The organism is Streptomyces sp. NPDC088387 (genome assembly GCF_044753385.1).
In the GTDB taxonomy this organism is placed as follows: Bacteria; Actinomycetota; Actinomycetes; order Streptomycetales; family Streptomycetaceae; genus Streptomyces.
This window is the reverse complement of the sequence record NZ_JBIVNC010000004.1, coordinates 118,089-132,097: the sequence shown is the minus strand read 5'-3', so window position 1 is coordinate 132,097 and position 14,009 is coordinate 118,089. Positions and strand designations below refer to the sequence as shown.

Annotated in this window: 11 protein-coding genes; 1 reads left to right on the top strand and 10 read right to left on the bottom strand. The window is 70.5% G+C overall.

The features are described from left to right. Positions 1-36: 36 nt before the first annotated feature. The 3 genes from ACIQAC_RS12085 to ACIQAC_RS12075 form a co-directional block, all read right to left on the bottom strand. Positions 37-666, bottom strand: coding sequence for a TetR/AcrR family transcriptional regulator (locus tag ACIQAC_RS12085; RefSeq protein ID WP_402189555.1), 630 nt, complete (start codon positions 664-666; stop codon positions 37-39). 5 nt (positions 667-671) lie between these two features. Beyond that, positions 672-2,240 (bottom strand): MFS transporter, encoded by a 1,569-nt coding sequence (locus ACIQAC_RS12080; protein ID WP_402189553.1) that lies wholly within the window; start codon positions 2,238-2,240, stop codon positions 672-674. Between the two features lie 142 nt (positions 2,241-2,382). Beyond that, positions 2,383-3,096 (bottom strand): hemolysin III family protein, encoded by a 714-nt coding sequence (locus ACIQAC_RS12075; RefSeq protein ID WP_402189552.1) that lies wholly within the window; start codon positions 3,094-3,096, stop codon positions 2,383-2,385. Positions 3,097-3,423: 327 nt separating this feature from the next. Between ACIQAC_RS12075 and ACIQAC_RS12070 the strand changes: the two genes are divergently transcribed. After that, the gene (locus ACIQAC_RS12070; RefSeq protein WP_402189549.1) at positions 3,424-5,268 is read left to right on the top strand and encodes a phosphoenolpyruvate carboxykinase (GTP); all 1,845 of its coding nucleotides are present in this window, start codon (positions 3,424-3,426) and stop codon (positions 5,266-5,268) included. A gap of 88 nt (positions 5,269-5,356) precedes the next feature. Here ACIQAC_RS12070 and ACIQAC_RS12065 read toward each other — a convergent pair whose 3' ends face one another. The 7 genes from ACIQAC_RS12065 to ACIQAC_RS12035 all read right to left on the bottom strand — a co-directional run bounded on the left by ACIQAC_RS12065 (position 5,357) and on the right by ACIQAC_RS12035 (position 13,950). Beyond that, the gene (locus tag ACIQAC_RS12065) at positions 5,357-5,959 is read right to left on the bottom strand and encodes a hypothetical protein (protein ID WP_402189547.1); all 603 of its coding nucleotides are present in this window, start codon (positions 5,957-5,959) and stop codon (positions 5,357-5,359) included. Beyond that, on the bottom strand, positions 5,946-7,487 hold the full coding sequence (locus ACIQAC_RS12060) for a substrate-binding domain-containing protein (RefSeq protein ID WP_402189545.1): 1,542 nt from the start codon (positions 7,485-7,487) through the stop codon (positions 5,946-5,948). The genes ACIQAC_RS12065 and ACIQAC_RS12060 overlap by 14 nt, the downstream gene beginning before the upstream one ends. Next, on the bottom strand, positions 7,484-8,707 hold the full coding sequence (locus ACIQAC_RS12055) for a toxic anion resistance protein (protein ID WP_402189543.1): 1,224 nt from the start codon (positions 8,705-8,707) through the stop codon (positions 7,484-7,486). The genes ACIQAC_RS12060 and ACIQAC_RS12055 overlap by 4 nt, the downstream gene beginning before the upstream one ends. A gap of 13 nt (positions 8,708-8,720) precedes the next feature. Then, the gene (locus ACIQAC_RS12050; protein WP_402189540.1) at positions 8,721-9,794 is read right to left on the bottom strand and encodes a hypothetical protein; all 1,074 of its coding nucleotides are present in this window, start codon (positions 9,792-9,794) and stop codon (positions 8,721-8,723) included. A gap of 352 nt (positions 9,795-10,146) precedes the next feature. Further along, positions 10,147-10,545, bottom strand: a complete 399-nt coding sequence (locus ACIQAC_RS12045; RefSeq protein WP_402189537.1) for a hypothetical protein — start codon at positions 10,543-10,545, stop codon at positions 10,147-10,149. A 102-nt stretch (positions 10,546-10,647) separates the two neighbouring features. Next, positions 10,648-11,859: a pyridoxal phosphate-dependent aminotransferase gene (locus ACIQAC_RS12040; RefSeq protein ID WP_402189536.1), complete on the bottom strand. Its 1,212-nt coding sequence runs from the start codon at positions 11,857-11,859 to the stop codon at positions 10,648-10,650. Positions 11,860-11,955: 96 nt separating this feature from the next. Further along, entirely contained in the window at positions 11,956-13,950 is a 1,995-nt protein-coding gene (locus ACIQAC_RS12035) for a glycosyltransferase (RefSeq protein WP_402189534.1), read from the bottom strand. Between the last annotated feature and the right edge of the window lie 59 nt (positions 13,951-14,009).

The window sequence follows — 14,009 nt, the reverse complement described above, 5'->3', positions numbered from 1 at the left end:
CCGCCACGACCGTCTCCACGGTCCGTGGCGGGCGCCCTACGCGTTCCTGGCGGGGAGGCCGTGCTCCATGACGTTCAGGGCGCGGTCGAGGAGTTCGCCCAGGTCGTCCTCGAAGCCGTGCTCGGCCCAGTAGAGGGTGATCTCCGCGAGGCCGCCGATGAGGGACATCGTGTGGACCCGCACCTCGAAACTGTCGGCCGCGAGGCCGGTGCGTTCGCTGATGGCCGTGGTGACCATCCGGCCGGTGGCGGACATGCTCTCCAGCATCCGCGACCGCACCGCCGGGACCTCGACCATCAGGCGCGAGCGCAGCCGGAGCGCCTCGGGCTCCTCCGTCAGCGCGGCCTCCACGGCCATCCGCACCACATGGCGCAGGGAGTCCGCCCACGGTTCGTCGGCCGGCCGCCGGCGCATCTCCGCCAGCAGGATCGGGTCGAACTCGTCCGTGAGGACGATGTCCTCCTTGGTCGGGAAGTAGCGGAAGACGGTCGACGGCGACACCTCGGCCCGCTCCGCGATCTGCTCGATCGTCGTGGCGTCGTACCCCTGCTCCTCGATCAGCGTGTACGTCGCCGCCCGGATCGCCACCCGGGTCTTGATCTTCTTGCGCTCACGAAGGCCCAGCTGGGGGCGGTCGGCGGAGGAGGTGGTCTGTGCGGCCGTCATGCCCGTCATTGTCGGGCATCGGCCGCGGCGGCTGCCATGGGTACGACGCCCCCGCCCCCCTCGGCGTCCGTCCCGTCCACCGGGGCGCCGGGCAGGAACGCCGCCGCGAGCAGCGCCGCCACCAGGGCCGCGACACCGCACACCAGCAGGGCGACGCCCATGCCGTGCACATAGGCACTGTTCGCGGAGGACACCAGCAGGTCCGAGCCGGACCGCTCGGCGACGATGTGCGCGGCGACCACCGACTCCCGGGCGGTGTCGGCGGCGGGCCCGGTCAGTCCGGTGACGTCGAGCCGGTCGCGGAAGGCGGTGGTGAGCAGGGAGCCGAGCAGGGCGATACCGATCGCGCCGCCGACCTGGCGCAGGGTCATCAGCAGACCGGCGCCGCTGCCCGCCCGGTCCTTGGGCAGCCGGCCGAGCGCGCCGTCCATGGCCGGGACGATCGCGAACCCGAAGCCGACACCGGCGACCGACAGCCACAGCGCGGTGAAGCCGTACCCGGAGCCGACCTCCGTACGGGAGCCGAGGAGCGCGGCGAACGCGAGCACCACCAGACCGGCGCTGACCACAGAGCGGGCCCCGAACCGGGCGACGACCGGCTGCGCGGCCCGTGAGGCGACCAGCAGCCCGCCCATCATGGGCAGCAGCCGCACACCGGTGCCCAGGGCGTCGTTGCCGAGGACGGCCTGGAGGTACACGGGCAGCACGAACAGCAGGCCGGACAGGACGAACGTGACCAGCGTCGCCGTCAGCGCGTTCAGCAGGAAGCCCCGCTGGGCGAGGAGCGACAGGTCCAGCATCGGCCGCGGCTGCCGGCGCTCGCGCAGCACCAGCGCCGTCAGCAGCAGCGCGGACGCGGCGAACAGGCACACGACCAGCGGTTCGCCCCAGCCGATCTCGGGGGCCTCGATGATCGCGTAGATCAGGGTGCCCAGGCCGGTCGCGGTCAGCGCCGTGGAGACGGTGTCGACCCGCGGGGAGGAGGGGTCCCGGGTCTCGGGGAGCAGCAGGACGCAGGCCGTGATGCCGATCGCGACCATCGGGATGTTGATCAGGAAGACCGAGCCCCACCAGAAGTGGTTCAGCAGCCAGCCGCCGATGATCGGGCCGAGCGGCATACCGAGCGCGGAGGCGGCGGAGATGATGCCGACGGCCCGGGTGCGCTCGGTGGGTGTGAACAGCGACGGCAGCACGGACAGCGCCAGCGGCATCACGAGCGCCGCGCCGACGCCCATCACGGCCCGGGCCGCGACGACCGTGCCCACATCGCCGGCCAGCATGCCGATCACGGATCCGGCGAGGAACACGGCGAGCCCGGTGACCAGCATCCGGCGCCGGCCGAACCGGTCGCCGAGGAGTCCCGCGGGGAGCATCAGCGCCGCGAGCGCGACGACGTACGAGTCCGCCATCCACTGCTGGGCGCCGGTGCTCGCGTCGAGGTCCGCGGCCATGGTGGGCAGCGCGACGTTGAGGATCGTCATGTCGAAACCGAGCGTCAGCATGCTGATGACCAGGGCGGCCAGCGCCCACCAGCGGCGGGGGTCGGGGCGTGCCTCATCAGTGACAGTAACCATGAAATGAGAGTAACTCTCAAAAGCTAGATACCGTCAATGGAGTCTCACTGTGAGCCTGTGTGAGGGGGCGGGCATACGAAAGGGCCACGGCTTGCAAGCCGTGGCCCTGAGGGGGAGTGCGGGAGGGGGCGGAGGGGGGCGGTTATCCGTGCTGGTACGCGACCAGCGAGATCCCCACGTAGTGGACGACGAACGCCGCCAGCGTGAGGGAGTGGAACACCTCGTGGAAGCCGAACCAGCGCGGTGACGGGTTCGGCCGCTTGATGCCGTAGATCACGCCGCCCGCGCTGTAGAGCAGACCGCCGACGACGACCAGGACCAGGACGGCGATGCCGCCGGTGCGCAGGAAGTCCGGCAGGAAGAAGACCGCGGCCCAGCCCATCGCGATGTAGCACGGCGTGTAGAGCCAGCGCGGGGCGCCGACCCAGAAGACCCGGAAGGCGATGCCGGCCAGCGCCGCCGCCCAGATGCCCCACAGCAGCCACTGCCCCTTGGCGTCAGGCAGCAGCAGCATGGTCAGCGGGGTGTAGGTGCCCGCGATGATCAGGAAGATGTTCGAGTGGTCCAGCCGGCGCAGCACGCCGTCCATGCGCGGGCTCCAGGTGCCGCGGTGGTAGACCGCGCTCACGCCGAACAGCAGACAGGCCGTCAGGGCGTAGATCGCGCAGGCGACACGGGCGCGCGGGGACGGGGCCAGGGCGGTCAGCGCGAAGCCGGCCACGATCACCGCCGGGAACATCCCCAGGTGCAGCCAGCCTCTGAGCTTGGGCTTGATGGGGTGCGGCAGGGAGAGCGCGGCGGACACGCGATCGGCGACCGTCGAGTCCCGGGGAGCGCTGGAGGCGGACGCAGTCATGCGCGGCATCGTACCTACGCAACCGTAAGTTACGGATCAGTCTGGCAACGAGAGTGTCCATCATCTCACGGGAGTTGGGGTCCTACCCCCTCAAGAGACGGTCATCCGAACCCAACGTGCACGTAAAGAAACGGAGAGAAACACACAGTTGCGTGGCCTTCCTCACGCCGCTCAGGTGGGCGGCCCTCTGGACAAATGCGCGCTGTCCTCGGATGATCAAATGAGTGCGGTCGGCACCGGATGAGCGCCTGAGGCAGCAGCTGCGAAGCGTCCGGGTCGTGGCCCCCACGGGGCAGACAGTCAAAAATCCCTCATTTAGGAGCAACCGTGGCGCGCGATATCGCGGCTCCCACCGTCATCCCGACCAACCACAAAGAACTGATCTCGTGGGTCAACGAGATCGTGGAACTGACGCAGCCGGACAACGTGGTCTGGTGTGACGGATCAGAGGCCGAGTACGAGCGCCTGTGCGGGGAGCTCGTCGAGAAGGGCACGTTCCGCCGGCTCGACCCGATCAAGCGCCCCAACTCGTACTACGCGGCCTCCGACCCCACCGACGTCGCCCGCGTCGAGGACCGGACCTTCATCTGCTCCGCGAAGGAGGAGGACGCCGGCCCCACCAACCACTGGAAGGCCCCCGCCGAGATGCGGGCCATCTTTACCGGAGAAGGAGACAGTTCCGCGGGGGAGAAGGGCCTGTTCCGCGGCTCGATGCGCGGCCGGACCATGTACGTCGTGCCCTTCTGCATGGGCCCGCTCGGCTCGCCGCTGTCCGCGATCGGCGTCGAGATCACCGACTCGGCGTACGTCGCCGTCTCCATGCGCACCATGACCCGCATGGGGCAGCCGGTCCTCGACGAGCTCGGCTCCGAGGGCTTCTTCGTCAAGGCCGTCCACACGCTCGGCGCCCCCCTCGCCGAGGGCGAGGCGGACGTGCCCTGGCCGTGCAACCAGACCAAGTACATCTCGCACTTCCCCGAGGACCGCGAGATCTGGTCCTACGGCTCCGGCTACGGCGGCAACGCCCTGCTCGGCAAGAAGTGCTACGCCCTGCGCATCGCGTCCGTCATGGCCCGCGACGAGGGCTGGCTCGCCGAGCACATGCTGATCCTCAAGCTCACGCCGCCGCGGGGCGAGTCGAAGTACGTCGCCGCCGCGTTCCCGTCTGCCTGCGGCAAGACCAACCTCGCCATGCTGGAGCCCACGATCTCCGGCTGGACCGTCGAGACGATCGGCGACGACATCGCCTGGATGCGGTTCGGCGAGGACGGCCGGCTGTACGCCATCAACCCCGAGGCCGGCTTCTTCGGCGTCGCGCCCGGCACCGGCGAGCACACCAACGCCAACGCGATGAAGACGCTCTGGGGCAACTCGGTCTTCACCAACGTCGCCCTCACCGACGACAACGACATCTGGTGGGAGGGCATGACGGAGGACACCCCGGCCCACCTCACCGACTGGAAGGGCAACGACTGGACGCCGGAGTCGGGTGTCCCCGCGGCCCACCCCAACGCCCGCTTCACCACCCCCGCCGCCCAGTGCCCGATCATCGCGCCCGAGTGGGAGGACCCCAAGGGCGTGCCGATCTCCGCGATCCTCTTCGGCGGGCGGCGCGCCACCGCCGTACCGCTGGTGACGGAGTCCTTCGACTGGAACCACGGCGTCTTCCTCGGCGCCAACGTGGCCTCCGAGAAGACCGCCGCCGCCGAGGGCAAGGTCGGCGAACTGCGCCGCGACCCGTTCGCGATGCTGCCGTTCTGCGGCTACAACATGGGCGACTACATGGGCCACTGGGTCGACGTGGCCAAGGGCAAGGACGCCTCGAAGCTGCCGAAGATCTACTACGTGAACTGGTTCCGCAAGAACGACGAGGGCAAGTTCGTCTGGCCCGGCTTCGGTGAGAACTCCCGGGTCCTGAAGTGGATCGTGGAGCGGCTGGAAGGCCGGGCCGAGGGTGTCGAGACGCCGATCGGCGTGCTGCCGACGGCGGCGTCCCTGGACACCGACGGTCTTGAACTCGCCGACACGGATCTGGAGTTCCTGCTCACCGTCGACAAGGAGATCTGGCGGGAGGAGGCGGCGCTGGTTCCCGAGCACCTCAACACCTTCGGGGATCACACGCCCAAGGAGCTGTGGGATCAGTACCGGGCGCTGGTCGCGCGACTTGGCTAGCGGCGCCTAGTGGCCCGGGGGTGACTGCGCGTCGGCGGGTGCGGGGCCGTGTCGGCCGAGCGCGCAGTTCCCCGCGCCCCTTCGGGGCCTACTGCTGGCGGTCCTCCAAGTAGCGGGTGTGGGATTCCTGGCGGCGGGCCTCGGTTTCTCTGAGGCCGGCCGCCAGGCTCTCGGACTCCTCCAGGAGGACGGCCAGCTGTCGTTCCAGGTGTTGTTCCGGGGGCTCCTGGCCCGGTGTCATGCGGTGCCACCAGCGGGTGCGGACGAACGCGTCCACGGCCTCCGGGACGTCCTGCCGTACCGCCCGTGACACCGCGTGGACGCCCTCCGGGTCCTGGGCGAGGATCTCGGAGACCCAGCCCGGGTCGAGCAGCGCGTCCAGGATGTCGGTCAGGGCGCGCAGCCGGGTCGCGGTGCCCGGCGGCAGGTCCACGTCCGCCAGATACGTCTGGAGCTTGGCGAAGTCGGCGCGGATCTCGTCCAGTTGGGCCGATGGGTCCGGGAAGTCCGGGAGCGCGGGCCGCTCCGGCGGGGCGATCAGCGCGCCCGCGCCGTACAGACCGAGCACCACGACCGCCCAGTACGGGCCCGCCACCCCGGTGAACGTCAGGACCAGGCCCACCATGCCGCCGGCGCAGCCGGTGATGTTCTTGCGGGACTCCAGGTAGCCGACGAACCTATTGGTAGCCACGGATCTCCTCGAAGGCGCCGTCCAGCGAGCCCTGCTGGGCGTCGAAGAGCCGGCCGCCGGTCAGTTCGGCGATGTGCTCCAGCTCGGAGCGGTCCGAGTCGCCGAAGAGGATGGGGAAGACGGGAGTCTGCCTGCCGGTGGCGTCGAGCCCGGCGTAGAAGCCGTCGAAGTCCGAGGCGTCGGAGCCGGCGGTGTTCTCGCCGTCGGTCATCAGCACGATCGACGTGAACGTGTCCTTGCCCTCGCTCAGATGGTCGTACGCCTTCTCCAGCGACGTGAAGATCGCGGTGTCGCCCTCGGCCCGGAGCGCGTCGGCGTCCTTGCGGACGGCCTCACGCCCGGCGTCCGGGTCGGCGGGGTCCATCACATGGGTCCGGACGCTCTTCACGGCCGAGCCGAACGGCATCAGGGTGACCTCCTCCCGCTCCCGGAAGTCGCCGGTGAGATCGGTCAGCGCGCTCTTCAGCCGGTCGAGCCGGTCGCCCGTCATCGAGCCGGAGGTGTCGAGGACGTAGACCGTCCGGGACGGCCGGCGCAGCTCGTTCTCGTACGAGTCGAGGAGGCCGTCGGCGACGGACTGGCTGCCGGGGAAGGGCAGTTCGCGGCGGCGGGTGGTGTCGAGACCGGCCGCCGGGGTCACCGACGCGACCACTGGACGGCGGTGGGTGGTGTCGGTGATCTGCTTCTGGACGTCCGGGGAGCGCAGCGCCTCGGTGAGCCGGCGGACGTCCTCGCGGGCGGTCGGCGCGGACGAGGCGAGGGACGACAGCGGGTAGTCCGCGGTGATCACGCCGTCGCTCGGGCGGATCACGGTGAGGCCGTCGATGCCCTGGAGTACGGACTCGTAGTTGAGCAGCGCGTCGACGTTGCCGCGCCGGTCGTAGGCGGACGCCAGCCAGCCCGACGAACCCGACGTCAGCTTCTGCCCCTTGAAGAACTCCTTCAGTCGCGGAGTCGCCTCGCGGACGTCCGTATCGGTGAGCGCGGACTGCGCGCCGGAGAGCGCCGAGGCGACCGAGACCAGCGTGGAGAAGCCGGAGTTGGAGCGCGCCGGGTCGGTCATGCCGTACGTGAGCCTCCCGTCCTGAACGGCCTGCTCGACCTGCGCCCAGGTCACGTCGTCGGCCTTCCAGCCCAACTCCCGCGCGGTGGCCGGCTTGACGCCGATCGCGACCGGGCTGGACATGACCGAGGTCTCCGAGACGACCTTCTTCGCCGCGTCGGGGCGCAGCCGCAGATAGTCGTTCGAGGACAGCCAGACCGCGTCGTACGACGTGTCGGCCTCGCCCTCGGCGACCATTTCCACGGCGTCCAGCGTGCCCATGTAGGTCGGCCGGACGGTGATCCCGGTGTCCTCGCGGATCCGGTCCAGGACCGGCGTCATGTCGCTGAGCTCGCTGGACGCGAGGACGCGCAGGGTGCCCGCCTGGTAGGTGTTGGCCGGCGCGGGATCGTCCGAGGCGGACGTGCAGCCCGTGAGCAGCGCGAGCGCCGCGGCGAGCGCCACGGTCATGGGGCGGTGTCTCATCCGAGACCTCCCTCAAGAGCGCCCTGGGAGCGGCTGCGCTCCAGGTAGCTGCTCGCGTTCTGGAGTTCGGAGGTCAGCGACTCGACCGTCGAGGCCATGACCTCGGTGGCCTGCACCTTGTACGTGTCGATCGCGTCGAGCGTGCGGTAGATCTGCTGGAACGCGGCCCGCAGGGTCTCCGCGCCGACCGCCGGGTCCGCCGCGATGCGCTGGATCTCACCGCTCTGCGTGGCGAGCATCTCGGCGTTGGCGCGGATCAGGTCCTCGGTGGTGCCGCGCAACGCGTTGACCTGCTCGACGACCTTCTTCTGGTTGTCGAGCGCGGACGCCAGCATCACGGAGATCCGCAGCGCGGAGACGGTCGTGGTGGCCGCGCGGTCGACGCCCTTGATGAGTTCCTCGTTGTTGCGGCGTACGACGTCCATGGCGAGGTAGCCCTGTGCGCACACCGCCAGTTGCGTGAGCAGGTCCTGGTGCTTCTGGCGGACCGGGAAGAGGACGTCGGCCCGCAGTGAGTCCGCGGACTGCGGGTCGGTCGTGTCGACGCCCGCGATGTGCTGCTCGACGGCGGTGTCCAGGGCCTCGGTCAGGACGACGTACTCCTGGAGCTTGCCCATGGTCTCCCACAGCCGCACCCGCTCGGTCTGCAACGCGGCGCTGTCCCGGCGCAGTTCGTCCTGTCCGCCGCGCAGGGAGCCGACGATCCTGTTGAGCGTGCCCTGCGCGGAGGCGTACTTGGCGACATGGTCGCGCAGCTTGTTCCCGCCGGGCAGCCGCGACAGGAACTTCCGTCCCTTGCCGGCCGGCAGATCCCGCGGATCCAGGTCCTCCACGACCCGCCGCAGTTCGACCAGCGACCCGGCGACCTGCGACTGGGTGTCCCCGCCCTTGCCGGGCAGACTGCGTACGGTCCGTTCCAGCATCCGGTTGGACTGCGCGGCGGCGGTCCGCATCTCGCCGGCGCCGAGCGCGGTGATCTCGCCGACCTTGCCGGCGAACTCGGGGGAGCGGGCGTCCAGGGACGCGAGCCCGGCCACGTAGTCGGCGGCCTTGCGCGCCATGTCCGTACGGACGCCGTCGTCCACCGGGACCAGACCGCCGGCCTTCTCCCGCGGCACCCGCGCCACCGGCTCCGGCGGCGTCAGGGTGAACGTCTCCTCACTGCTCCTGCTGGTGTTCTGGCTGGTGCTGGCCCCGATGGACCCGTCGAACTCGGTCATCTGCTGTCCCCCCTCATCCCCGCGCCCGGCGCGCCATCTCGTGCAGCACCGCGGAGGTGGGCACGGGCGCCTGCCGGACGCCGGTCAGCTTCTGGTTCAGGTAGTCGGTGCGGTCCGCGGTGGCCTGCGTGAACTCGGGTGCGGCGCCCTGCGGACGGAAGCCGTGCCGTACGGCCAGCTCGCGCAACTGCGGTTCGTTGCTCAGGAGTTCGCCGACCGCGCGGCCGTCCTCGGTCAGCGGTACGACGGTGTGGTCGCTGTTGGCGGTGGTGTCCGGGTAGAGCACCACGAGGTCGTCGATGCCCTGGCCGTCCGCGAGCAGCGCGGCGACCTGCGACTCGTACACCCACACCAGCGGGTTGCCGGCGCCGCTGACGAAGTCCCGGAACGCGGCGTCCGAGCTGGACTGCTGGGCGCCCTGCACCTGGACGAGCTTGCGCAGCAGCGGTGCCGTCTTCTCGACGTCGGCGTCGGAGGCGACGACACGGCCGCCGTTGGCCGCGTAGGAGGTGGCGGCGAGGTAGAGCGCGCCGGAGTTGGAGGTCTCGGGGTCGGTCGTCGCCACGTAGAGCGTGCCGGTCAACTCCCCGTACCTGTCGGCCCCCTTGAGCTGCTGCCAGGTCCGGTCGTGCTCTGCGGCGTCGAGGAAGGCGTTCATCTTCAGGGTGCCGCGGTGCTCGTCGACGGTGGCGAGCCCGTTCCCGGCCAGTACTTCGGCGGCGTTGCGGTGGGCGACGACGACGAGGGGCGAGTAGAAGGGGCGCGGCAGTGGCTGCCTTACGTCGAACTTCTTCGCCAGTTCGTCGGCGGGCGCCTGGCTGGACGGGAACGCGAAGTCGTATCCGGCGAGATCCAGTCCCTCCATGGCCCAGGACCCGGAGGTCTCGGCCTGCACGGTGTAGCCCTTGGCGGCGAGGGCGTCCACGACCTTGGGGTCGGCGAAGAACTCCGCCTTCTCCGACCCGATGACTGCGCGCACGGTCTTCGTTGCCGTGCCTGTGTCCCCGGTGTCCCGGCCTGCCAGAACGGCTGCCACCACTCCGCCGATCAGGAGGACCGCGAGGACTATGCCTGTGATTCGTCTCACGCGTGGGAGGGTGCTCCCGGAACCCAACGTTCCCCCTGTCCGGGGGTGAACGCGGGGTGACTTACCGGTCCCGGTACGCCACGCCCGCCCGGGCATCGTCGCCGGGTGCGCCCCGGTGGACGCTGTTCGCGCAGTTCCCCGCGCCCCTGAAAAGGCCGTCCTTCGTCCGCGGCCCCGGTGGGGGTTGCTCGCGCCGTTCCCCGCGCCCCTGAAGAGGCCGTCCTTTGTCCGCGGCTCCGGTGGGGGTTGCTCGCGCAGTTCCCCGCGCCCCTGGCAGGCGGCTTCGCCGCCGTCCTTCAGGGGCGCGGGGAACTGCGCGACCGGCCACGTGTGACGGGTGGTCGCGATTCGGTCAGGTGGTTGCCGGGGTGGCGTGGGCGTCCATGCGTTCGGCCGAGAGGATCGCCGCCGCGGTGTCCGCGCGGGACGCGGCGACCACCAGGGCCCGCCCGGCGAGGGTGTGCGCGCGTTCGTGCAGCGCGTCGAGGTCACCGGCGGCCCCGGACGGCACGACGCGGACCGGCGCGACGCCACCCCGCAGACGCGTCACCTGCGCCGTGAGCCGACCCACCGCGGTGTCCAGGTCGGCGGACAGCCCCGCCGCGCGCAGCTCATCCGTCACGGCGAGCAGCGCGGCGAGATGCCCCGCGAGCTGGATGTCCAGCTCCTCCTCACGGGACCGGTGCGGAAAGTCGGAGGGCGCACCGACCATCGTGCTGTGGACCGACTTGGTGCGGATCGGCTCGTACATGGGATGGCCTCCTGTGCTCAGACAGAAACCATCCTAGCTTGGATCGAGTCTAAAGTTGAGAAGTTCGCGAGACCGGCCCCGCACCGGCGCCGCGCGCCACGTTCACGGCTGGCTGTACCCGTCCAGGAAGTTGCCGATCCGCCCCACCGCGTCCCGCAGATCACCCGCCGACGGCAGGGTCACGACCCGGAAGTGGTCGGGCTCGGGCCAGTTGAAACCGGTGCCGTGCACCACCATGATCTTCTCGCGGCGCAGCAGGTCCAGCACCATCTGCCGGTCGTCCTTGATCTTGAAGACCTTGGGGTCGAGCCGCGGGAAGAGGTACAGCGCCCCCTTGGGCCGCACACAGGTGACACCGGGGATCTGCGTGAGCAGCTCGTAGGCGACGTCCAGCTGCTCCTTGAGCCGCCCGCCGGGCAGCACGAGGTCGTTGATGGTCTGCCGTCCGCTGAGCGCGGCGACCACCCCGTGCTGACCCGGCATGTTCGCGCACAGCCGCATGTTCGCGAGGATCGTGAGGCCCTCGATGTAGGAGTCGGCGTGCGAACGCGGCCCGGAGATCGACATCCACCCGACCCGGTACCCGGCGACGCGATACGCCTTGGACATCCCGTTGAAGGTGAGCGTGAGCAGATCGGGCGCCACGGCGGCGGTCGGCGTGTGGACGGCCCCGTCGTAGAGGATCTTGTCGTAGATCTCGTCGGAGCAGACGAGGAGGTTGTGGCGCCGGGCGATGTCGGTGAGCCCGCGCAGCATCTCCTCGTCGTAGACCGCGCCGGTCGGGTTGTTCGGGTTGATGATGACGATCGCCTTGGTGCGGTCGGTGACCTTGCGCTCGACGTCGGCGAGATCGGGCATCCAGTCGGACTGCTCGTCGCACCGGTAGTGCACGGCCGTACCACCGGACAGGGAGACCGCGGCGGTCCACAGCGGGTAGTCCGGCGCGGGTACGAGGACCTCGTCGCCGTCGTCGAGGAGCCCCTGCATCGCCATGGTGATCAGCTCGGAGACACCGTTGCCGATGAAGACGTGCTCGACGTCCGTCTCGATGCCGAGGGTCTGGTTGTGCATCACGACCGCGCGCCGGGCGGCGAGCAGCCCCTTCGCGTCGCCGTACCCGTGGGCCGTGGACACGTTCCGCAGGATGTCCTCAAGGATCTCCGCGGGGCACTCGAAGCCGAACGCCGCCGGGTTCCCGGTGTTCAGCTTGAGGATCCGATGCCCGGCCGCCTCCAGCCGCATCGCCTCCTCCAGCACCGGCCCCCGGATCTCGTAACAGACGTTGGCGAGCTTCGTCGACTGGATCACCTGCATGTCAAGGAGCTTACGGCCGGGTAACGCCCCTCGGCTCGTGCTTTCCGCCACATGAGACGCGGGGCGCCCCAGGAACGGCCCCTCGGGAACGGCCGCTCAGGAACGGACCGTGCGTATCGCCGCCCGCACAAGATCGACCCTGGCCACCTGGAGGGCGAAGCGGTCGTCGTCGCCGGCCGGGGCGGGCTTGGCGTACCAGGGGAGGGCGCGCCGACGCCATCTGGCCGCGGGAAGGTCCTTGGGGAGGCGGGGGAGGGGCAGTGACCAGTCGCCGAGCCGCAGCTCGCCGTGCCACACACCGGCGGCCAGCTCGTCCACGGACACACGGACGACGAACCCGTCCCCGGTCGCGGACGCCCGGAACACGGCGGTGTCGCCCTCGTTGTTGCCGAGGCTCACCACCAGAGCGCTCTCGGGGTAGGCGGCGAGGGTGCAGCGGCCGGTGAACTCCAGTTCGGCCGGAGCGTCGGCGGCCCAGCGCACACGGTCGTCCAGCTTCAGCTTCGGCGCCACGGTGTGCTTGCGCTCGCCGATGTCGAGGCTGAGATTGCCGTGCGGCCTGGTGGCGTAGAGGGTGACGGCTCGGAGCCGGCCGCCGACCTCCAGGACATGGATCGCGGGCTTCCTGGCGACATCACCGGCCCGCTTGTTGCCGATGCGGACCTCGCGGGTGATGCCCTGCGCGCCGACGGCGAGAAAGAAGTCCCACAGGCCGTCGTCGAGCGGCCCGCCGCCGGCCACGGTGGTGAGGTCGACGGTGGTCTCGAACCCGGCACGGGTGTACTCGTACCGCCCCTCGTCCTCGTCCGCGCCCAGGCCGGGCGACGCGGTGTGGGTGACGGGCAGCCGGAACTCCCGCTCACCGTCGCGCTCGCGCAGGACCAGCTCCGTGCCGACGTCCTCGGTGGCGACGCGGTGCAGGTAGCCGTGGCCCGCGAGGTGCAGGGTGGTGCCGCGCAGCTCGGCCCGGCCGACGTGATGGCGTGTCCCGAGCTGGGCGGTGACGTCGTAGTACTCGTCCGGGATCGCGCGGTCGGGGTCGCGGAGGAAGGGATAACGGGCGAGGGCCCGGCCGCCGTCGACGAGTACGGGCGTGGCCACCGGCGTCCGCGCCAGCTCCGCCTCGAACCGGACGAGTTCGAGGAGTTCGTCGAGCATCTCGTGGCGTACGAGGTACAGGCGGAGCCGGGCCATGGCCGAGAGCCGGTCGTTCAGGCCGTCGTGCCAGAGCGGGGCGATGATCCCGGCGAGTGTGGCGAGCGCCTTCTCCTGGTCCGGCCGCGGCTCCCGGGCCAGATGCGTGAGCAACTGCTGCACCTCGACGGTCAGATGCCGGTGCGCCAGGTGGTCGCGGTCCGGGCCGGGCGGCACGCTCGTCAGCAGGGTGTCGACCACGCGGGGCAGGAACCGCAGCCGGGGCTCCGTGCCGCCGCTGCGCAGGGTGATGTTGCCGTCGTCCTCGCGCCGCACCCAGTACAGGCAGTCGTACGAGGCGAGTACGGAGATGCCCGCGGCCCCGATGAGGGCGGGGCCGACGAAGAGCTGGTCCTCACCGATGGACAGGTCCGCGGGAAACCTGAGGCGCAGCCGCTCCAGCAGCTCCCGGCGGAACAGCTTCATCGGGTTCAGCGTCCAGTACGCGCGCGAGGAGAAGACGTCCGTCCGTGGCTGGTCCTTGCGGAACATCGAGGTGGGCGCACCGCGACCGCCGACGCCGACCATCTTGCCGAGCACCACGTCGGTGCCGTTGGCCTCGGCCATGGCCACCATACGTTCCAGGGCCTCCGGCCCCAGATAGTCGTCGGCGTCCAGGAAGAACACGAACCGGCCCCGGGCGAGGTCGAGTCCGGCGTTGCGCGGCACCGACGGACCACCGGAATTCTCCTGCCGCACCACCCGCAACAGCCCGGCGTACTCGCCCGCCAGCCGCTCCAGCTCCGCCGCGGTCCCGTCGGTCGACCCGTCGTCGACGACGATGAGCTCCAACTCGTCCCGGCCGATGCTCTGTTCGGCCACCGAGGTGAGGCAGCGCGTCAGATAGGGCATCGCGTTGTACGCGGCGACGATCACCGAAACGGCAGGCACAGTCATTCTCTGGTTCTCCAAAGCACAACGGGGGCACGCCCCGTTCGCGGAGGGCCATGAATTCC